Here is a 21648-nt window from a genome sequence, read left to right on the forward strand (position 1 = left end):
AGCTCCCTTTGGTGTGATTATCAATTGATAAATATATTAATTCATTCTCACATTTATAGCATTATTTAACTAAGCTTTAAATTTAACTCATATTGATTTTATGCAACCACTACTTAGCAAACCACCAATAAAACCTGATGAATGTCCGATTCGCTATTTAACCCGAGTTAGTGAGGCTAATGGATTTTTACATTTTGGCTACCTACTTCAACATGCAGAACTTTCTCAAAGAAACAGTAGCCCACCAATTAAGCAATTACTAGAAGGTAGGTTTGATATACATCAATATATGGAAAAACTTTCACTTCCAGTTCCAGTTAAAAAAAATCCATTAAAAAAAATAATTAATGATTACCAGCCGAACATCCACCATCCCGCAATACTGATCACTACACCCAAGTTCTGTGTTAAATGTATAGAAAAGTATGGTTATGCTAAAAATATATGGAATATATTACCAATATTAATTTGTCCCGAACATAACTTACTACTCAGCAATGAGACTCGTAATGGTAGAAAAATAACTTGGCATGAAAGACAATTAATTTCAAATAATGGATTTAAAGGAATTAACGCTAAAAAATTTAATGGTTTAATTTATCTACACGATTTAATTAACAACAAATTAAATAACATCAATCAAGATTCACAATTACATGAATTATTCAGACATACAAATACGACAGAAACTATCAGCATCATAAATCATATTGCCTTTATTATTTATAAATTAGAACACAGTGAATCAGGATTATTGAGAAACCTAAAAATAAATGATCAATTTAAATTATTTAATGAAGCTTCTTTTATAATAAAGAATTGGCCTAATTCCTTCCATGATCTACTGGAAAAGCATCATTTAAAATTCAACCAATGTAAATCATTCTCTATTCAAAAGTCATTTAAACATATTTATAAGTTTATTTATAAATGCCGTGAGATTGAAGGCTACAAATTGATATTCAAAGAATATGAAAAATTCATAAACACAAAACAGGAATACATGAGAAGCTCAGATCTTAATAGAATTACTCATTTTTCGTTAAAGCCACAAAATCTACGATATTACAATCGTAAGGATGTAATTAAGCTATTACATACAACTAGTAGAACTATCAATAAGTTAATAGAAAAGAAAACACTAAATACTATTTTAGTAAACGGCGAATTGAAATTTTCAAAGGATGATATAGACGAACACGCTAGAAAAAAATCAGAAAATTTAAATTTTAGTCAAACAATGAAGTTACTAAATATTCCTGAGAAAAAACTACACAAAATAATTAAAAATAAATTATTGATCATTACTTCCTATCCTGACAAATCAAACAAAGAATGGAGTATCAACAAAGAGTCAATACTCCAATTCTCTCAAAGTAATTAAATTGTAACTAATTCATTTACAGATACAATAAGTTTATTAAAAAAGTCTCACTTAAAATAATATTAGCAAGTGGTTAGTTAAAATTATAAAAAAACAAAACACATACTTACGTCAATATCAACAATGACAATCTAAAATTTTAACAATCTAGAGAACTATTATGTATTTCAGAAAGGAAGTTAAAGAAACTTATTATAGAGCGATTATTAAAAGTAAACATGATATCTTACGTAGAAAATGAAGAATGGAGTATCGCCAAATAATCAACACTCCAATTAACTATAAAAAAATCAATTATTCAATTTTTCTCTACCCGATTTAAATTGAACTTTAATAGTATCTTTTTCGTATAAATCAAGTTCCATATCAGGAATTTTTGATATAGATTCATATATATCCTCTTCTTTATTTGAGACACCATCTCCCCACTCATTTAAAAAAAGGCGCTCATCCCCATTAAATTTAGTGAACTCCCTTAACATCTCATAAAAATAGACCATCATATTACGAAACCTAAAAATAATTTTTTTCCGATAGCACTCATATCTAATATCAAAATCAAGTTTCATCCTATCAAAAAACAATTTTTCCAGAGATAACAAACTGAATTTTTCAAAATCGTTATCATCAACAAATTTCTCTACAACATCGAAATCACCTACACCCTCTAGAATACCATTTTTATTAAGATTAAAAAAATAGAATGTAATCAAATTACATTTATACACACGATATTCAATTATTTTATAGTAGCTATCCTCAATTTCCGGAAAAGCTATCAGAACCTTACACAACTCCTCATACTTCAAATTAACATCTGGAAATAACCAAATTTTATTATTAGTAAATCTAATAATTTCTCGACCACTAAATAAATCATCCATTTCTTCATCATGAAAATGGCATTTATAATATGATTTATTCCTCCAGAAATATCTTATGTAAGGATCGTTTTTATAACATGATTTACAAACCATAAAGTTATTAGACAAATCTCTAAATAACATATTACTAATATCGAAACATTTTATTTTTACAACAATACCAGCATTTTCTTTCAACCCAAAAACAATTGATTCATACCAACAAAATTTTCTATTAAAGCTTTCACTTTTTAAATCAAGTATTTCTAATAGATCATCTACATTCTTAAAACCATTCCTTTCAGAAAGCCTCCACAGATAATCACTCAGCATTTCATCTTTTTTAATAGATGAAAAATAAGGTAATTTAATCATAAGAAATAAATTCTCCGTCAATATATTTATACTTCTTATACAAGGGAGGTACCATTTTAACTTTATATGGCTTTTCCTCAAACTTCCAACTTGTAGTTTGTTTAATTTCAAAAAATTCTAATTCTTTGATACCTACTAAAAAATTATTTTTCTCATCAGAAACACCTTTCACCCTTAATTCCAATGCAAACAATTTCATCAATTTATTTTTATTTTTATCAGATAACTTACTTACACAAATAGCAATCAAACTACTTAAAGATCTCATCGACCCTTTAGTGTAACTATATAGCCTTAATGACAGATCTTTATCAGATAGATCAACTTCTGGAAATAGACAGTAATCTATTGAAAATTGTCTTAGTAGTTTCCTGAAATCAGTAAAGTTTTCCGACACATTATAGCCTGATAAATTAAAACGAAATGATATCCTACTTGATAATTGGCTGTTAGATTCAACAAAATCAATGGTCCAAGGCATACCAACCAATACAATTGGTATTTTAAGATCATTCATTAAATCTTTAAACCAATCAGCTATAGTTGGCAATCGATCAACTCGATTATTTTGAACAGTGACCTGAACCTCATCAAAAACAATAATTTTTGTTTTACAAGTTTTAACAAGAGTTTTTAGACGCTCCCTTAATTCATGAATATTTCTAATTTTTCTACCTTGCTGAGGATCTTGAATTGCCTTTAACGTTTCAATAGAAAATTCCTTCACTCCTTTTACACTTTGCAATAGCACATATACAACTGGAATTTCTGTAAATTCTTGATGAATAATTGGTGGGTATTTATTTTTGAAATACGTAATTAATGCAGATTTACCCGAACCAGTTTCTCCAGTCAGAACCATATTACAGTCACCCGATTCGATATAATCAGAATCTTTTAAATATTCAAGTGATTTAATAACCCTGGATACGCCAGGAGTTAAAATAAATTTATTATTCATCACCCCAACCCTCCATATTTAAATCGTCATCGAAGTATTTATTTTGAACCACTTCTTTTTGTACATTTGCGACATCACCAATATCTTTAAGAATATCAACATCGAACCCTTCCTTCATAGCCCTAGCGGATTTAAGTTTTGTTTTCTGAGTTTTTCTTTGACGAGTAAAATCAACACTTTCTTCAACTTTTTTATTAAATTTAATTTTAGATTCAATCATTTCTTTATCATTTAACTTTTCTTTAACTATAGACCTCCTTTCTTTAAGAATTGATCTATGCTCAAACATAGATATTCCATTAGAGTATTCATACTCGACACAATTCACTTGCATATAACAGTTATTTTCTTCATCAAACACCAAAATAAATAACAAGTTAAGCGGATTATATTTAAATGTTAAATTAATTTTTCCTTTTATCTTAAATAATTCCTTCAAATATATATTTGAATAATTTAAATGTTCGAATCTAATTCCCATTTTACTAAGCACACGTTCTGAAGAGGGAAGCAATACTATTGAAAGTTTTTTACTATCAACAACAGGTATTAAATTTTCTTTTTCACTTTCCTCCCACAACTCTAACGGTGACTCAATATTATTAGCTCTTGGTGTTTTGTGATAAATATTAAGCAACCAAAATTCAAAAATCTCAATTAATTTATTAAGGCTTAAGCCGTATTCACTGCTTTTTATATTATTATGGCCTTTGAAAGAGTTTTCTTTAGTACCAGGAGTAGATATATTATCAAAGTGATATAAAAACTCAGTATTAATGGTTCCATAAGTCCTCTCAACTTTTGGCTTATATTTAGGTGCTTTAACTGGAGAAACCTGAACAACAAACCCCAAATCATTTGATACAGATTGCAATGCATTTCCAATAAATTCTTTTCCATTATCAATTACTATTGATTCTGGTATACCATGGCAAGGCCATTGATATGGGTCCTCCTTTTTTAAGAATGCCATCCTCAATGTAAGGAACACTTTAAGAACTGAATTTTGCTCATAAGAAATTGTATACCCTAATATCATTGAAGAATAACAATCTATTATTGTTGTAAGATAAGGGCGACCAAGCTTAACTATTCCAACTTCATCATAAATATCCATATCCAACTGTGTATGATCAATTTCAATTTTTTCCAAAATTCTAGTTACTTTTGGAGGAGTAGTTTCTGTATTAGTTATATGATTCCGTGCATATGCCTTGCCTTTCGTACGAACAACTTTTTCATAATAAGGGAGCCTATCAATATAATTTTTAATAGTATTATAGGATGGAATTTGATAATTTAATTTTTCCTCCCTTGCTAACTCCAATACAGAACATTCGATTTTCTTATATATAACCGAAATTGGTCGATTATATTCATCAACATACTTATCAGTTACTTTTTTTATTATCGCCATAATTTTTGGATTTAATCGAGAAGTATACTTTCTTTTTAATTTGGATTTATTAATTAAACCTAGGTACCCAAATTCAATATAAGAGTCAATCCATCGAATTAAAGTAGAATAGCTCGGAGGTGATAATTCCATTATATTTTTTGAAACTTTTCTTGATAATTCTTCCAATTTAGGCTTTGATTTCGAAACACCTTCATTTAGAGCCGCTCTAACAAATTTATACCTGTATTCTAAAATTTCAATCTGCTCTTTACCCAATTGATCTATAGAATGCGGAATTTTATTTTCATTAGAGAAAATAATTTTTCCTTTATTTATAGATTTAATAATTTCCTTAATTGAATATTTTTTAGCTGTCCCTTGTTCTAAGTTTCTAACAAGAACTTCATTTTCATTAATTTGAATAATAATATGATCTACGCTTAATTTTTTTCTAAAGCTAAATATTTGACCTATTTCAAGCTTGTTCATGAGCCACCTCAACTACAGAAGATGAAGTAAATAAGTCATTAATCATATCAAAACACAAAACATTAAAATAAACTGATGAATATATAGAATCCAAATATTCATCTCCTATTACCCTAACTGCATTTGTGACAGTAAATCTATTTCCATACACATTCACTATTTTATTAATTTCAACCACACTCAGTACCGGTGCTCTAATAAACCTAAATAGAAATGATATATTTTTAATTAGATTCCCTTTTTTAATTTCATTTTCATAGACAATTGTAAAACCAACCGCCCCTTCATTTTCCGGTAAATATACTTCAGAAAAAGATTTCAATTTGGTATTTAAATCCTGCGATACTTTTGACTTATTTAGCTTTACTTCGACATATTCTGATGATCCATTCTCATACAAAACATAAAAGTCAGGTGTGTAAATAAATTTCACACCCTGGTCTTCCCACCTAAATTTAAATGGTTGAGCTATAAAATCAACAATACAGTCATCACGCTCTAATAAATGACAATATTTTACTTCCAGAATTGAGTCCACATACGCCATTCCGTGTGTAGACTTGTGTGAAGGGAACATTCCTCTGTTTTTCACCGCAGACACTTTAAACGACTTCTTAGCAAATTCAGGCATTTTAACCTCTCTAATTTATAGTTTTTCTTATATCTAATTAAGATGATTTATACTTTTTTTAGGCAATAGGGTGCCTATTGCCGAACAAATCGAACTTTTTTATTGACATAGAGTAAATTAGAGCCCAAAATTTTAAGCGATAGCTGTTCATTTTTTGGACTCTTATGACTGTGAATAGCCCCTGCAAGGGCTGTTCACAGTAGTTTTTCTTCAAAATTATATTATTCTCACAACACCCTCCTATTTTTATTCAAAATATCTAGCAACCCTTTTTCTTTAGGCAAAAAAAAAGGCAAAATCATTAAAGCATTCAAAAAACAACAATATCTACAGATATCGCAAAACTAAGCGGTATTAAATACCACTTAACTTTACTTAATTGTCTTTTCTCACACTCTAATAATTTTGCCAATTCGGCTCTTTAAACAAAGTAACTAGACTTCGTTTAGCTAATACCGTTTCCGATATAGACTTTTTTACTACAGATCACAATTAATTTGTATATTATTTAAACAATAGATAACTACATCAAATTTGTACAATCAATTACAAAATTAAGTTTCAAACATTATTGAAATTTGTTTCAAACCAAGCGTCATAAGTTGCAAACCATTCACAAAGTTGCAAACCTTATTCACCTTTATATTTAACATCATCAAAAAATTTCTTAACACCATCGAGCCAGCTTGTTGCTTTTGGCGAGTGTTTTTTGCCATCTAGCGATGCTTGGAATTCTTTTAATAAGTCTTTTTGTTTTGATGTTAGATTCACTGGGGTTTCGATGTTTAATCGAACCATCAAATCTCCGACTGCTCCACCACGTACTGACTTAACGCCTTTGCCACGCAATCTGAATACTTTTCCACTTTGACACTCTGCTGGCACTTTTAATTTTACTCGGCCTTCTAAGGTTGGCACTTCAATCTCGCCACCTAATGTTGCTTGTGTGAAGCTGATTGGCATTTCACAATGTAAGTCTGATCCGTCGCGCTCAAAGATTGAGTGGCGTTTAACTGATACTTCTACGTATAAATCACCGGAAGGTCCGCCATTTGGTCCGGCTTCGCCCTCTCCAGTTAAGCGTATGCGATCACCTGTATCAACGCCTGCTGGAATTTTTACATTTAAGGTTTTGGTTTCTTCGTTTACACCGCGACCACGACATTTAGGACAGGGTGATTCAATCACTTTGCCTTTACCGCTACAGGTTGGACAGGCTTGTTGAACCGCGAAGAAACCTTGCTGCATACGCACTTGACCTTGGCCACCACAGGTTTGACAGGTTTTTGAGCTGGTGCCTGTTTTAGCGCCACTGCCATCACATGGCTCACAACCAACTAAGGTAGGAACTTTGATTTTTCGCTCTACGCCATTAACTGCTTCTTCAAGACTCATTTGCATGCTGTAACGTAAGTCTGATCCGCGCTGCACTGAACTTCTGCGTCCACCGCCTCCGCCACCAAAGATGTCACCGAACACATCACCAAAAATATCACTAAACCCACCGCCGCCTTGGCCGCCACCACCAAATCCACCTTGTTCAACACCAGCATGACCATACTGATCATAGGCGCCGCGTTTTTGATCATCGGATAAAATTTCGTAAGCTTCGTTCACTTCTTTGAATGATTCTTCAGAAGCTTTGTCATCTGGGTTACGATCTGGATGATATTTCATCGCCATTTTACGATAGGCTTTCTTGATTTCTTTTGCATCAGCGCCTTTGGCGACACCTAATACTTCGTAATAATCACGTTTGGACATGTCGATTTCTTCTTAACTTTTATTAAATGAAAAAAAAGGCCAAGAAATCTTGGCCTAGTTTGGTCTACAAAGAGGATTTATTTATCTTCTTTTACTTCTTCGAATTCAGCATCTACTGCATCGTCAGGACCGGCTGTTGCTTCTTCAGGTTGCGCGCCGCCTTCAGCTGCTTGCTCAGCGTATAACTTTTCAGCCATAGACTGTGAAGCTTCTGTTAATGCTTTGGTTTTCGCTTCGATATCATCTTTGCTATCACCTTTTAACGCTTCTTCTAAATCTGCAATGGCTGCTTCAATTTTTGCTTTTTCGTCAGCTTCGATTTTGTCAGCAGCGTCTTCTAATGTTTTCTTAGTTGCGTGTACTAAGCCATCAGCAGTGTTGCGAACTTGAACCATTTCTTCGAATTTTTTATCTTCTTCAGCGTTCGCTTCAGCATCACGAACCATTTGTTCGATCTCTTCATCACTTAAACCAGAAGACGCTTTAATGATGATAGATTGCTCTTTACCTGTACCTTTATCTTTAGCAGATACGTTTAAGATACCGTTGGCATCTAAATCGAAGGCTACTTCAATTTGTGGTACACCACGTTGTGCTGGTGGAATGTCCGCTAAATCAAAACGACCTAATGATTTGTTTTGAGTTGCTTGCTTACGCTCACCTTGAATCACGTGGATCGTTACTGCGCTTTGGTTGTCATCAGCAGTAGAGAACGTTTGTGTTTTCTTAGTAGGGATCGTTGTGTTTTTCTCAATAAGCGCCGTCATTACACCGCCCATTGTTTCGATACCTAATGTTAAAGGCGTAACGTCTAATAACAATACGTCTTTCACTTCGCCAGATAAAACCGCACCTTGAATCGCAGCACCCATTGCTACTGCTTCATCTGGGTTCACATCTTTACGTGGCTCTTTACCGAAGAAGTTTTTAACGGCTTCTTGAACCATTGGCATACGTGTTTGACCACCCACCAAAATAACGTCATCGATTTCAGAAATTTCTAAGTCTGCATCTTTAAGCGCCATTTTTAACGGCTCTAAAGAACGCTTAACTAAATCTTCAACTAATGATTCTAATTTAGAACGCGTTACTTTTACATTTAAATGCTTAGGACCCGTTGCATCCGCTGTGATGTAAGGTAAGTTAACATCGGTTTGTGTAGAAGATGACAATTCAACTTTTGCTTTTTCGCCTGCTTCTTTTAAACGTTGCATCGCTAACGCATCACCTTTTAGATCAATGCCTGTGTCTTTTTTGAAAGACTCTGCTAAGAATTCGATCATGCGCATATCGAAATCTTCACCACCTAAGAATGTATCACCGTTTGTTGATAACACTTCAAATTGGTGCTCGCCGTCTACTTCTGCAATTTCGATGATAGAGATATCAAATGTACCACCACCTAAATCGTAAACTGCGATTGTTTTATCGCCACGGTTTTTGTCCATGCCGTATGCTAATGCAGCTGCTGTTGGCTCGTTGATGATACGTTTTACATCTAAGCCCGCAATTTTACCTGCATCTTTAGTTGCTTGACGCTGAGCATCGTTAAAGTATGCAGGAACCGTTACAACCGCTTCGGTTACTTTTTCGCCTAAGAAATCTTCGGCTGTTTTTTTCATTTTTTTCAAAACTTCAGCAGAGATTTGTGGTGGCGCTTTACGATCGCCACGTACTTCAACCCAAGCATCACCATTGTCTGCTTCTACGATTTTGTACGGAACCATTGTGATGTCTTTTTGTACTACGTCATCTTTAAAACGACGACCAATCAAACGCTTGATTGCATACAAAGTGCTTTCTGGGTTAGTTACCGCTTGACGCTTAGCTGATTGACCAACCAAAATTTCGCCATCTTCAGCGTAACCGATGATCGAAGGAGTCGTACGATCGCCTTCAGCGTTTTCGATTACTTTAGCTTTGCCGCCTTCTAAAATTGCGACACATGAGTTAGTTGTTCCTAAATCAATACCTATTACTTTTGACATTTTTATATTACCTCGAATCTTAATGTTTGCATGATTCACTATATGGGGTGAATCGAATTTTTTTTCAAGCGCTTGGACGGTTATTTTTTAACCTTTATTCACAACCACCATTGCAGGGCGTATTAAACGACCATGCATTTCATAACCTTTTTGCATCACAGCGATCACTGAATTAGGTTCTGCATCTGGCTGCTCAATCATTGTCATTGCTTGGTGCAATTTTGGATCAAACGGTTCGCCTACAGGGTCAATCGCAACCACTTCAAATTTTTCTAATGCTGAAACAAATGATTTAAGAGTTAATTCCACACCCTCTGTCATTGGTTTTAAGCTTTCGTTTTCAGTATCGGCACTTTCTAATGCGCGGTCTAAATTATCGATAACAGGAAGCAATTCTTTAATGAGTTTTTCAACGCCAAATTTATGTGCATTTTGCACATCAATTTCAGCTCGGCGACGAGTATTTTGCGAATCCGCTTCACTGCGTAAAGCCGCTTCTTTCCATTTTTCTGCTTCAGCTTTTAATAATTCGACTTCATTATCAGCTTCTAACACTTCCCCTTCTTGGGCCTGTTCTTCTTGCTCAATCTCATCAATTGAGACTTCTTCTAATTCGTCATGCGATGGTTTTTCGTCAACAGACATCACTCACTCCAGTATTTCTTCAAAGTTTTAAAACAATATGCTTTTTAGTTGCTGCTATATGAGGACAAGACGAAAGGTTTCAAGAGGATTTTTGAATAAAATATTGTTTTTTTGCACCTATTTAAATAATAAGTGCAAAATGATCAATTAAGGGAGGGTATCAATGAGAAAGTAAATGAAATTTGCGGCGTATTAATAAAAGGCTCAAACTCATAAGTACTAAAAATGAAATGTTTACATTACCGATCCGCGCTCTTTGTGGAGCTTCTTCGCCTTCGAAACAGCTTGTGTATTCATCTAAATTGTAACTTTGTTTTAATGTTTGAATATTGCTGAGCTTAACTTGGTCTAATCCAAAATTCGTATTTTCATCTTTTGAATAAATAAATGCCACACGATGATTGCCTGGAGTCATACCTACTGAAACAGATTGTTTTGCACAAACACCGCTGGATATTGTATGAAATTGAATTTGCCCGTCCACAGTGACATAAAATAAATCATAAACAAATTCCGACTCCATAGTTAAATCGAAATTAATACCATAGTCAAAATAGCCTGATACTGAAACAACGGAAGTCTCATATCCATTATTGGCACTCGATTTAAATTCGCCGTTAAATGTATCAAATACCCAATTATCAGAAGGAGTTTGCGCCCAAGAATAAAAAGAAAAATCCGACAAAAAGGATTTAGGATCATTAATTGTCGTATCTTTTAGCACATCCAAATTCACCGTTTCATTTTGATTGATGATTTGATTCTCGCTTAAAAAACTAAATTCAACCTCTAAATCATATTCCTCAAGACTGTTTAATCCATTAATAGTTAATGAACAGGTGACGCTGTCATTTGATTTCACTTCTTGATTATTTAATTGGCCACACCCTTCAATATCAAGGTCTGAATCAATCGAAAATTCACTCAACGTAATCGGATTAACATCAATATTAATAAACTCAAAATCAACCTGATTATTCGCATTATTTCCTGGGTGCAATAAATAATTGGTATCTAAAACATCTAAAACAACAATTGTATTTTTAAACTCTAAAATCCAATCATAAAATACATCGGTTCGAGTATATATGCCTGGATAACTAGCCTCTGCACAACCATTACCAAAACTTACAATCCCTGTATGGTAAAACGCCTGCCCATCCGAATACAACAATGGTCCTCCGCTGTCGCCTTGGCAACTATCTTTACCTATATCCGAGGCACACATCATTAGCTCTTCAATAAAATCAACGCCAATGTTTTTATAATTGGCTTTACATTGCGCATTGCTCACTTTAAATATATCTACACGCTGCATGTGAGTTGAGCCTTCACTTTGGGTTTCAGTGACCCCATAGCCAATTACTTCTAAAGACTGTGTAGCTGTAAAAGAAGCAAATTGTTGTGCAGTTAACAGATCTACCGATTCCGGATATTGGCCATTTATCGCATCGATTTTTATCAATGCTAAATCAAACCCCATCTCAACAGATATGTATTCAGGGTGCATTTTAATATAGCGAATTTCAAAGGTTTCTGATTGAAACTGAGGGTCATGGGGGAAGTCTATGGTTAACTTTTCATGTAAATATTCCACACAATGCGCTGCGGTCAAAACAACACCATTACCAATGTGCGCTCCGCCACAGCCCACATTTAAGCGCGCAAAAAAACCATAGGGGCTTCCATTTGAGAATACCGGTTGCCCACCAATAATTTTAGGTTGTATTTGCAGTTGCTCGGTTTGAGCTGCAGATAAAACCAAGCTTTGGATTAGCAAAATTAAAGCGAAAAGATACCGACAATTACTCATTTTTATTCCCAATAAACAATATTAACTGCATTAACCATAGTGTATTGCACGATTCAATTCCATGCCTGAATACCCATACCTAAAATTTAACAATCTAAAAATCCATTTGTTAAATTTAAAACTAAACTCAGTTTGACTACCTCTTGGTGCACGTCATAGGTATAATCGCGATTTTTTCAAAAATGGCTTACATGACCCACATGACTAAATTCCGACCTTGTATTGATTTACATCAAGGCTGCGTCAAACAAATTATTGGTGGCAGTTTAAATGATAGCGGCGCTAAAACCAATTTTATAAGCGAGTATGACGCGGCTTATTACGCAAAGCTTTATCAACAACATGCGTTAACTGGCGGGCATGTGATTGCATTGGGTCCTAATAATGAAGCACAAGTTAAACTTGCCCTTGAGACTTATCCAAATCAATTGCAGTTTGGTGGCGGCGTAAATGACACTAATGCGGCTCGTTATTTAGAATATGGTGCATCGCATATTATTGTGACGTCGTATCTTTTTGAAAATAAACAATTTTCTTTTGAGAAGCTTGAACGCATCAAAAGCATTGTGGGTAAAGATAGACTTGTTCTTGATTTAAGTTGTCGAAAAGTGGGTAACAGCTGGTTTATTGCAACAGACAGATGGCAAACTGTTACAGACCTAGAAGTTAATCTAACAACCTTGAACGAGCTTTCAAAACATTGCGCTGAATTTTTAATTCATGCCGCCGATGTAGAAGGTTTGCAACAGGGTATAGATGAGCAATTGGTGATGTTGCTTGCTCAATTTACAGCCATTCCTGTGACCTATGCCGGTGGTGCAAGATCCATTGAAGATTTAGAGTTAGTGAACACACTATCAAATGGCAATGTTGACCTCACTATTGGTAGTGCCCTGGATATTTTTGGCGGAAGCGGAATAACGTTTGATCAATGTCTACAGTGGAATCAATCCAAGTAATTAATTAATAGGTATTTTATGAGCATTTATATGCACTTTGGCATTATCATCGCCAGTTTAGCCGTACTCGTTTGGAGCGCAGATCGTTTTGTATTTGGCGCATCAGGCCTTGCTAGAAACTTAGGTATTAGCCCACTGATTATTGGCTTAACCATTGTTGCGATGGGCTCATCTGCACCAGAAATGATGGCAGCGGCACAAGCTTCACTTAATGATGGTACGCCTGATTTAGGTGTAGGTAATGCGATTGGATCAAACATTACAAATATTTTGATGGTGCTTGGCATCACCGCATTAATTAAACCGATGCTGGTGGGTTCTTCCACTATGAAACAAGAAATTCCAATGGTGTTGATTGCATCAATCATTGGCGCGTACTTCTTGTTTAATGGTGAAATCACTAAGATTGAAGGTTACATTTTATTATTTGCTTTTTTTGCGACCATATCGTTTTTAACGTTTAACGCACTTCGCCATCAAAGATTAGGCGATGATCCGGATATGCTTAAAGACATCGAAAGTGAAGTTCCTGATAAAATGCCTTTGTATTTAGCTTTAATATGGCTAACAGTTGGAATTGTACTTTTGATTGTATCTGCTGATTATTTAGTGAATTCTGCAAAAGAAGTAGCAATTCATTTTGGTGTTTCGCAGCTGGTAATTGGTTTGACTATTGTTGCGATCGGCACCAGCTTGCCAGAGTTAGCAGCAAGTGTTGCAGGTGTATTAAAAGGTGAGAACGATTTAGCAATTGGCAATATTATTGGCTCTAATATTTTTAATATTTTTGCAGTTATGTCCCTTCCAGGCATTTTGGCCCCCGGTGTTATTGATGCAAATAGAGACACATTGGTCATGATTGCTGCCACTTTATTATTATGGGTATTAGCAGGAATCGGGAAAACTAGATCCATTAGCCGTATTGAAGGTGGTCTTTTATTTGCTGGTTTCATCGCATATCAAGTATTTCTATTTGTTAGTGTATAAGTCAGTGGGTATAATCCTGCCTCTTTTTTGCATGCTGGATAGTTCAAAACTATGAATCAATTTGATGATATACGCCCTTACAACGATCAAGAAGTACGTGAGGTTTTATCAAAACTAGTACACGACAGCGAAATGCAAAACGCTGTCGCAAAATTCAAATTCCCAAAACTGCATACAATGATGCCCGCTCTAGCGAAATGGATCATTGGCACCTATTTAAAAAGTAAAACCAAACAATTTAACTGCGTAAAAGATCTTCAAATGATGATTGAAGGTTATATGGATCGCATGATTGAAACCACAACAACCGGTTTTACTTCTTCAGGTTTAGATCAACTGGATCTAACGAAACCTGCATTATTTATTTCTAATCACCGAGACATTGTGCTTGATCCAGCACTGGTAAATTTAGCATTACACCGAGCAGGCTCTGACACATTAACCATTGCGACAGGTGATAATTTATTCACCAAACCTTGGGTGTCTGATTTAATGCGTTTAAATAAAAGCTTTATTGTTAAACGCAGTGGCGAATCCAAACGCGAACGCTTTAATAATTCTAAACAGCTGTCTGCTTATATGGATCTGTGTGTGCACACTGAAAAAAATCATGTTTGGATTGCACAACGTGAAGGTCGAGCAAAAGACGGATTAGACAAAACCAATCCTGCGATTATTTCAATGCTGTTATTAAACAAAGAAAAAGGCGGTGATATAAGTGAATACATCAACGCATACAATATTGTGCCTGTCTCCATTTCTTACCAGTTTGATCCCTGCGATGTAAGCAAAGCCACCGAATTAGATGCAATAGCCCAGCATGGCAGTTACAAAAAAGGGGAACAAGAAGACATTCAAAGCATAACCAAAGGAATTGTTGGGCAAAAAGGCAACGTGCATGTTGCATTTGGTACACCATTAAATGGTGAGTTTACAGATAACATTGAAGTGGCAAATGAAATAGACGAACAGATTATCCGTTTGTATCATTTATTTGATACCAATTTAAAATCTGCTGAAGCCATAGAAAAAAGTGAATCGTTACAACACCCAGAGTTGGATGCGCGAACGCAAGGGTTAACTGAATCTCAAAAGGCGATTTTCATTCAAACTTACGCCAACCCTGTTTTTTCAAAACAAACTAAATAATGTTTAAAACCTCATTTCAATTTTGAAATGGGGTTTAATCAAACTTCACAACATGATTAAAGCTTGGCAATAATTCTTTCGAATGAATTATGTCGTTTTCCTCGATATCGCAATTTAACAATCCGACCTCTTCGCCCAGAGTATTCACAACTTCACCCCAAGGATTAATCAACATAGAATGACCAAATGTGTGTCGTGTTTCATCATGCCAGCCGGTTTGATTACAAGCTAAAATGTACACTCCAAACTCAATGGCTCTTGCTCTTAATAATACTTCCCAATGAGCATCGCCGGTTTTATAAACAAACGCAGCAGGCACTACAATCAATTGCGCGCCTTGTTTTTTTAATTCATGAAACAACAAACTAAATCGTAAATCATAACAAACCGCCAACCCCATTTTGATTACTTTATTATTAAACATAAAATCAAACACACAGGGTAAAGAGCCTGGATCGTATTGGTCAGATTCTCGATAAGCACCTTGAGTGTCATTTACAACTGCATCAAATAAATGAATTTTTTGATAACAGGTGACAATTTGGCCTAATTGATCAAACACATAACAATTTGGCTGTCCTTTATCACTATTTGTTTGCGGCTGTTTAACAGTACCTGCAATTAATAAGGCATTATTTTCAATGGCTAACTGGCTAAGTTCAATCAATACTTGATCAAACTCCATTTGAACGGGGCTTTTATATTTAGCCCCGATTGATAAGCACATTTCAGGCAATACCAAGACATCCATTTTCTGATTTGTTAACAGCGTTTTGATGATGTTAAAATTTTCACTCACATCATTTGTGGATGTCATTTGCACAACACTAAAACGTATCATTCTTTTAATCCTCCATGTTTCACTTCAGGATATAAACTGTCTAAATTATTAATATTGCCCACAATATTAAAATGCCAGGTAGTTAATTTTTCTAGACCTTTGTTAAATATTTTTTCGCTGAAAAATATAATGGCGGCTGCAGGTGGTGCAGCAATTCCTGAAAGTAACCCTACCGTTGCAATAGTTGATGAAAACGGCACAATAATTTGCCCACTGATTTCAACATTATCATTTAACATATTGTAGTTACCAAACCCTGAGAATTTAAGCGAACTACTATCAAGGCTGAATTTGCGATCCGATGATATCGTAGCAACCCCTTCACTTAATACAACTTCTGCCCGTATCGAATCAAATGACTGTCCTGATTTCATAATATCAGTAAAGTCTAACGCAATACGGCTGAAAATTTTAGATGCGTTCAATAATCCGATAAATTTAAATAACCCGACGGCAGGGCCAACATCATCTGGTAATTGAGTAATCACGCCATTATCAATTGCAATTTTAAACGTTCCATTTGCAGTGGAACCTTTAAATAAATAGGGCGAGCCTTTCCAATTTAATGCCAATTCAATTTCAGTTTTGGCAGCTTTAATAGCAGGGGGGGCTTTAAATGCTTTTAAAGTTTGAGTGGTATTAGGTGTCATTAATTTCATCTGCATAGACGAAACATGATTATTATTTTTATCCACAAACCAATTTAAATTTCCGTTTGCTTCTACACCATTAATGACGCCACGCACATCTTTTATATTAAGCCCTTTTTCATGGGGCTCAATTTGCAATTGCCACGAACCATAATTAATGCCTTCATAGGATATTTGTCGAATATCAATTGCTGTAATTGGCAAATCTTTAGGGCTCATGCTTTGAGCTAACAAATCAATTTCAGGCGCATTAGGGTCAATGATTTCTTCCTCAGCTGACTCAGGAAAATTTTTCTCAGTTAATGCTAAGTAATCAACAGCAATAATCACGGGTTCAAAATCAGAGAACGGAATACCAATCTGCCCTTTTGATTCGATATTTTTATAATCCACTACCCAGCCAATTTCATTTTGAACCATTGTGGCGTACATTTCATGAAATAAAGTATCACCAGCAAGGGCAGTTTTACTTTTTAATACTATGGATTTAATCCGCTCATCAACCGTTGGCGTACCTTCTGGTAATTCAGGCCACACAACATTATATGGATTTGTTTCATTTAATTCTTGAGCATCCATAATGTATGGAATCCAATAATCAATATCGATGTAATCCAAATCGACATCTACATATATGCCGATGTCACTTCGATAATCTAATGGTCCAGTATTTGTGATAACCCCTTGCGTTAAGTAATCACCTTCCATCAATAATTTACCATCTAGCCAACCATCGTAATTAAACACGACCTCCAAATCATCAACATCATCAAAAATTGAGACATCCACAATTGTTGGCCTTGCTTCATTAATGGGCTTGCCAATTGGCTCTGGCAATTCATCAAAATCAGCACCAACTAAATCCGTTTCTAAATGCAAAGCTAATCGATCTTGTAGAATAGAAAATAAAGCGTCGTATTCAATACGCCCATTAAACTTAGACATTACAGGCTCACCAAACCATCTGGCTACATCTTGAATATCAATAAACCCTTTTGAATTAACATGATAATCCCAAATAGAAGGTTCAGTTTTACTCGCGTATTTTAGAATTTGAGTACTCACAACAGACTGTATTTGTTCGCCAAAAAATACAGAATCTATTTTTCCAGAAACGCCTAACACATCGTCGTAAATAATTTGGCCATTTATTTGCTCAAATCCTAACTCTTCTTCTGGCATAATCACCGTGACATTTTTCAGATCACTTTTCACCCAAGCTTGTACAGGGTCAGCTGAAAATGGAATGCGTAATTGTAAATCTAAATCGATATCGCCTTTCATTTCCCATAAATCGGCTGTATTACCAATATCCGCTTCGTATCGAATTGGAGAAGTAGTTAAAAATGTTTTCGCATGTTGCGCAGTGGTTTTTCCCAAACCAGTTAAATATAACAAGCTACTCGCATCACCAGAAATCTCTGCCTTTGCATTAAATACTTCACTTTTATAATATTCACCCTTTGTAATATTGGCATACACTAATTTATTTTCTAATGTGACTCTTCCTGCTAAATCGTAAACTGACTGCCATGTTGGATCAAAATTTATAGACACGTTATTTAAATCGGTACTTAATAAAAAGCTCGCATTGCTTTTTGCGGATTTATTTTTGCTAATGATTGGGCCATTAAAAATAAATGAGGTTCGCTCAATATTTGCTTCGAATATATTTTGTAAAATCCAACTTCTAATTTCAATATCTTGATCTTTGGTAGGATACAACTCTGGCAATGCGTATTTTTTAGATGACGACAGCCCACTTGTTAATGCCAATGTGGATTCATACCCTTTTAATAGCATTTCTTCAGAATACAACGTTACAAATATTTGCCCATCACCCTTTCCATAATGCTGATCTTCGATATGTAAATTTGGACTGTATAAGTAAGCTACGTTTTTTTGCTCATCAGTCTGCCAATACAAATCCGCTTTAAAATTCTCAACCGCTAAAGGCTCTTCAAAATTTCCAGCATCCCAAATTTTTACATGTTGATTTTCAATTGAAAAATGACCTTTAAATTCATTCATTTTTATATATCCGGCGAAGTTTTCAACCCCTGGTGATCCATTTGCAGGTCGGGTATACAAGTTGGTAACTTCAGAAAATAATTCATAACTGAGTTTATTATCAAACTTTGAAAATTGAATCGTACTATTTAAAAGCTTTCCTTTTGGATTCATTTTAGCAATGGTTTGAGTATCGTCAAAAGGCGAAATTAATTCCGCTAATCGATCTATATCTACAATATCACTACTGATTTCAAACACATTATCTATTAATGAAAATTCATGCAGGCTTGGTTGCCAAATTTCTTTGTTTTGTGAAAATGTTAAATCTTTTAATGTGCCTTGATAATTTGATTGCCCAACACCCATTTTATTTAAATTAAATTGTGTTGAAAAATTTTGTAATTTTGCCACTTTATTAGTTTGAGTGTACTTTAATGCAATATCTTGAATTTGAATCAAACTTGTAGAAGATTGCAATGTTTCGCCATACAATCTTAACCAATGCTCACCACTTACTTGCATACTTTGCAAAGCTAATGAATCAGGAAATACCGAAGTTAACCAAGGCGTCCAATCCCATTTATCATGTTTAATATACGCATCAAAAAAACCTTGCCCGTTACTGTCTAATTGCAATTCAAGTTGAGTTTGCTGGTCTTTTGCGTTCACTTGAGCTTTTGCTATTAGCCATGATTTTTTCTTTAGCGTCGATAAATCTGCTTGATCAACAAATATATCAAGAGGCGGAGAGTCTTTTAAGGTAATACCTAATCGTAAATCGTTAATTTGTACGCGATGCTGTTGTTTTAGAAATTGATCGATTTTTTTGAGGGTAACCGGTTCACGTTTTTGCTTGCTCTCTTTGATTTTATAACCTGAAACGACAAATCCTTCCTCGTTTTGGTTAACCGTTAATGCAAGTCCACTTATGGAAAGTTGCTCCATAATCCATTTTTGTTGCCAAATGGAATCAATAACAGATGGTTCAATTTTTAGTTTTTCCACCGAAAAATCTGAACCAATTTGAATATTTTCAAATGTAATTTCTGGCGCTAACCGAACCCAAGTGGCACTAATATTACCAATGACTACATCTTGTTGCGTTGATTTTGAAATTAAAGCTTCGATATGAGATTTGTAGTTACTTATATTCGGCGTAAATTGTTTGCCTAACGCAATCAACACGGCAAGCACTAATACAGTGACAACCACAAATGTCCAGACTAAAGACACACACCAATGTAAAAGCTTTGATAAAAGTTTAATCATAATGTTTTTATAACATCACCACATCGAACTGCTCTTGGCTGTACAATGTTTCTACTTGAAAAGTAATGGGCTTTTTAATAAATTCTTCTAAATCAGCGACATTTGCTGACTCCTCATCTAACAATCGATCCACAACTGATTGAGACGCTAATACTCGATAACTGCTACTTTCATAGGCTCGCTCTTCTCGTAATATTTCACGAAATACCTCATAACAGATCGTTTGCGCTGTTTTAATTCGTCCGCGACCATCACAGGTACCACACACATCCGTTAAAATATGCTCTAACGATTCTCTTGTGCGCTTACGAGTCATTTCAACTAAGCCAAGCTGAGACACTTCGGTTAATTTTGATTTAGCGTGATCTTTTTCTAGGTTTTTTTCTAGTACTCGAATCACTTGACGCTGGTGCTCTTCATCTAACATATCGATAAAATCAATAATAATGATGCCACCTAAATTTCGTAAACGTAGCTGCCTAACTAATGTCGTCGCCGCCTCTAAGTTAGTTTTAAAAATGGTCTCTTCTAAATTTCGATGCCCAACAAATCCACCAGTATTCACATCAATGGTGGTCATCGCTTCTGTTTGATCGATGATTAAATACCCACCTGATTTTAAATCCACCTTTCTTGCTAGGGCTTTTTGAATTTCTTCTTCGACACTGTAAAGATCAAAAATTGGTCGCTCACCTGGATAGTATTCTAGTTTGGACAATACATTTGGTGTGTATTTTTCAACAAATTGTTTTACTTTTTGAAAGGTTTCTTTTGAATCAATGCGTATTTTATCCACCTCTGGACGAACCATATCGCGACACACACGCAGGCTTAATGGTAAATCTTCGTAGATTAATGTAGCCGGTGTGGGTTGCGCCATACGCTCTTGCAATACTCTCCACAAACGTTTGGAATATTGAATGTCATTGATGGCTTCTTCTTCAGTAATGCCTTCAGCTGCAGTGCGCAGAATATAACCAAATTCAACTTCTTCTAACTCACGACTTGTTTGAACAATTTGCTTTAATCGTTCACGCTCCTCGTCAGTTTCAATTCGCTGCGAAACCCCAATATGTTTTGAATACGGTAAAAAAACCAAAAAACGAGACGCTATGGATAAATGCATAGTCAATCTCGCTCCTTTTGTGCCAAGTGGATCTTTAGTTACTTGTACAACAATGATTTGACCTTCACGAATTAAGAAACCAATAGGTCTGTTTTCGTCCCCATTGGCTTCATTATCGATGATGTCTGCTACATGGATAAATGCCGCTTTATCCAATCCAATATCCACAAATGCTGCTTGCATACCCGGGAGCACACGAATGACTTTGCCTTGGTAGATATTTCCTACAATACCAATACTTTGTGAACGCTCGATATACAGCTCTTGGGTCGCACCATTCTCGACGATGCCAACACGTGTTTCCATTGGAGTCACGTTGATTAAAATTTCAGAATTCATAGT

15 protein-coding genes are annotated in these 21648 nt (G+C 34.9%); 4 read left to right on the forward strand and 11 right to left on the reverse strand.

The window, feature by feature from the left end; genetic code table 11:
- Nucleotides 1–100 precede the first annotated feature (100 nt).
- On the forward strand, nt 101–1384 hold the full coding sequence (locus tag TYM08_RS18035; RefSeq protein ID WP_422380541.1) for a TniQ family protein: 1284 nt from the start codon (nt 101–103) through the stop codon (nt 1382–1384).
- 290 nt (nt 1385–1674) lie between these two features.
- On the opposite strand, the gene TYM08_RS18040 is transcribed toward TYM08_RS18035, so the two are convergent.
- The 8 genes from TYM08_RS18040 to TYM08_RS18075 form a co-directional block, all read right to left on the reverse strand.
- On the reverse strand, nt 1675–2622 hold the full coding sequence (locus tag TYM08_RS18040; RefSeq protein WP_422380542.1) for a hypothetical protein: 948 nt from the start codon (nt 2620–2622) through the stop codon (nt 1675–1677).
- Entirely contained in the window at nt 2615–3583 is a 969-nt protein-coding gene (locus TYM08_RS18045; RefSeq protein WP_422380543.1) for a TniB family NTP-binding protein, read from the reverse strand. Before TYM08_RS18045 ends, TYM08_RS18040 begins: the two co-directional genes overlap by 8 nt.
- Nucleotides 3576–5471, reverse strand: a complete 1896-nt coding sequence (locus TYM08_RS18050) for a DDE-type integrase/transposase/recombinase (RefSeq protein WP_422380544.1) — start codon at nt 5469–5471, stop codon at nt 3576–3578. Before TYM08_RS18050 ends, TYM08_RS18045 begins: the two co-directional genes overlap by 8 nt.
- A complete protein-coding gene (locus tag TYM08_RS18055; protein WP_422380545.1) occupies nt 5458–6102 on the reverse strand; it encodes a TnsA endonuclease N-terminal domain-containing protein in 645 nt (214 codons plus the stop codon). Before TYM08_RS18055 ends, TYM08_RS18050 begins: the two co-directional genes overlap by 14 nt.
- Before the next feature lie 630 nt (nt 6103–6732).
- Entirely contained in the window at nt 6733–7866 is a 1134-nt protein-coding gene (gene dnaJ / locus TYM08_RS18060; RefSeq protein ID WP_422380546.1) for a molecular chaperone DnaJ, read from the reverse strand.
- A 77-nt stretch (nt 7867–7943) separates the two neighbouring features.
- A complete protein-coding gene (gene dnaK / locus TYM08_RS18065) occupies nt 7944–9854 on the reverse strand; it encodes a molecular chaperone DnaK (protein WP_422380547.1) in 1911 nt (636 codons plus the stop codon).
- Nucleotides 9855–9941: 87 nt separating this feature from the next.
- Nucleotides 9942–10499, reverse strand: coding sequence for a nucleotide exchange factor GrpE (grpE, locus tag TYM08_RS18070; protein ID WP_422380548.1), 558 nt, complete (start codon nt 10497–10499; stop codon nt 9942–9944).
- 160 nt (nt 10500–10659) lie between these two features.
- Nucleotides 10660–12312, reverse strand: a complete 1653-nt coding sequence (locus TYM08_RS18075; RefSeq protein WP_422380549.1) for a S1 family peptidase — start codon at nt 12310–12312, stop codon at nt 10660–10662.
- Nucleotides 12313–12512: 200 nt separating this feature from the next.
- Between TYM08_RS18075 and hisA the strand changes: the two genes are divergently transcribed.
- Genes hisA through TYM08_RS18090 form a run of 3 tightly spaced genes read left to right on the forward strand, consistent with a single transcriptional unit; the run spans nt 12513 to nt 15407 of the window.
- Nucleotides 12513–13271 (forward strand): phosphoribosylformimino-5-aminoimidazole carboxamide ribotide isomerase, encoded by a 759-nt coding sequence (gene hisA, locus TYM08_RS18080; RefSeq protein WP_422380550.1) that lies wholly within the window; start codon nt 12513–12515, stop codon nt 13269–13271.
- 18 nt (nt 13272–13289) lie between these two features.
- Nucleotides 13290–14258, forward strand: coding sequence for a calcium/sodium antiporter (locus TYM08_RS18085; protein ID WP_422380551.1), 969 nt, complete (start codon nt 13290–13292; stop codon nt 14256–14258).
- Between the two features lie 51 nt (nt 14259–14309).
- Nucleotides 14310–15407, forward strand: coding sequence for a 1-acyl-sn-glycerol-3-phosphate acyltransferase (locus TYM08_RS18090; RefSeq protein WP_422380552.1), 1098 nt, complete (start codon nt 14310–14312; stop codon nt 15405–15407).
- Between the two features lie 34 nt (nt 15408–15441).
- Here the strand turns inward: TYM08_RS18090 and TYM08_RS18095 are convergent, their stop codons facing one another.
- The 3 genes from TYM08_RS18095 to rng are packed head-to-tail and all read right to left on the reverse strand — an operon-like array spanning nt 15442 to nt 21645.
- A complete protein-coding gene (locus tag TYM08_RS18095; RefSeq protein WP_422380553.1) occupies nt 15442–16248 on the reverse strand; it encodes a nitrilase-related carbon-nitrogen hydrolase in 807 nt (268 codons plus the stop codon).
- Nucleotides 16245–20180, reverse strand: coding sequence for a YhdP family protein (locus TYM08_RS18100; protein ID WP_422380554.1), 3936 nt, complete (start codon nt 20178–20180; stop codon nt 16245–16247). Before TYM08_RS18100 ends, TYM08_RS18095 begins: the two co-directional genes overlap by 4 nt.
- Nucleotides 20181–20187: 7 nt before the next feature.
- Nucleotides 20188–21645: a ribonuclease G gene (gene rng, locus TYM08_RS18105; RefSeq protein ID WP_422380555.1), complete on the reverse strand. Its 1458-nt coding sequence runs from the start codon at nt 21643–21645 to the stop codon at nt 20188–20190.
- Nucleotides 21646–21648: the final 3 nt, after the last annotated feature.

Source organism: Marinicellulosiphila megalodicopiae (assembly GCF_045862395.1).
Taxonomy (GTDB): domain Bacteria; phylum Pseudomonadota; class Gammaproteobacteria; order Pseudomonadales; family Natronospirillaceae; genus Marinicellulosiphila; species Marinicellulosiphila megalodicopiae.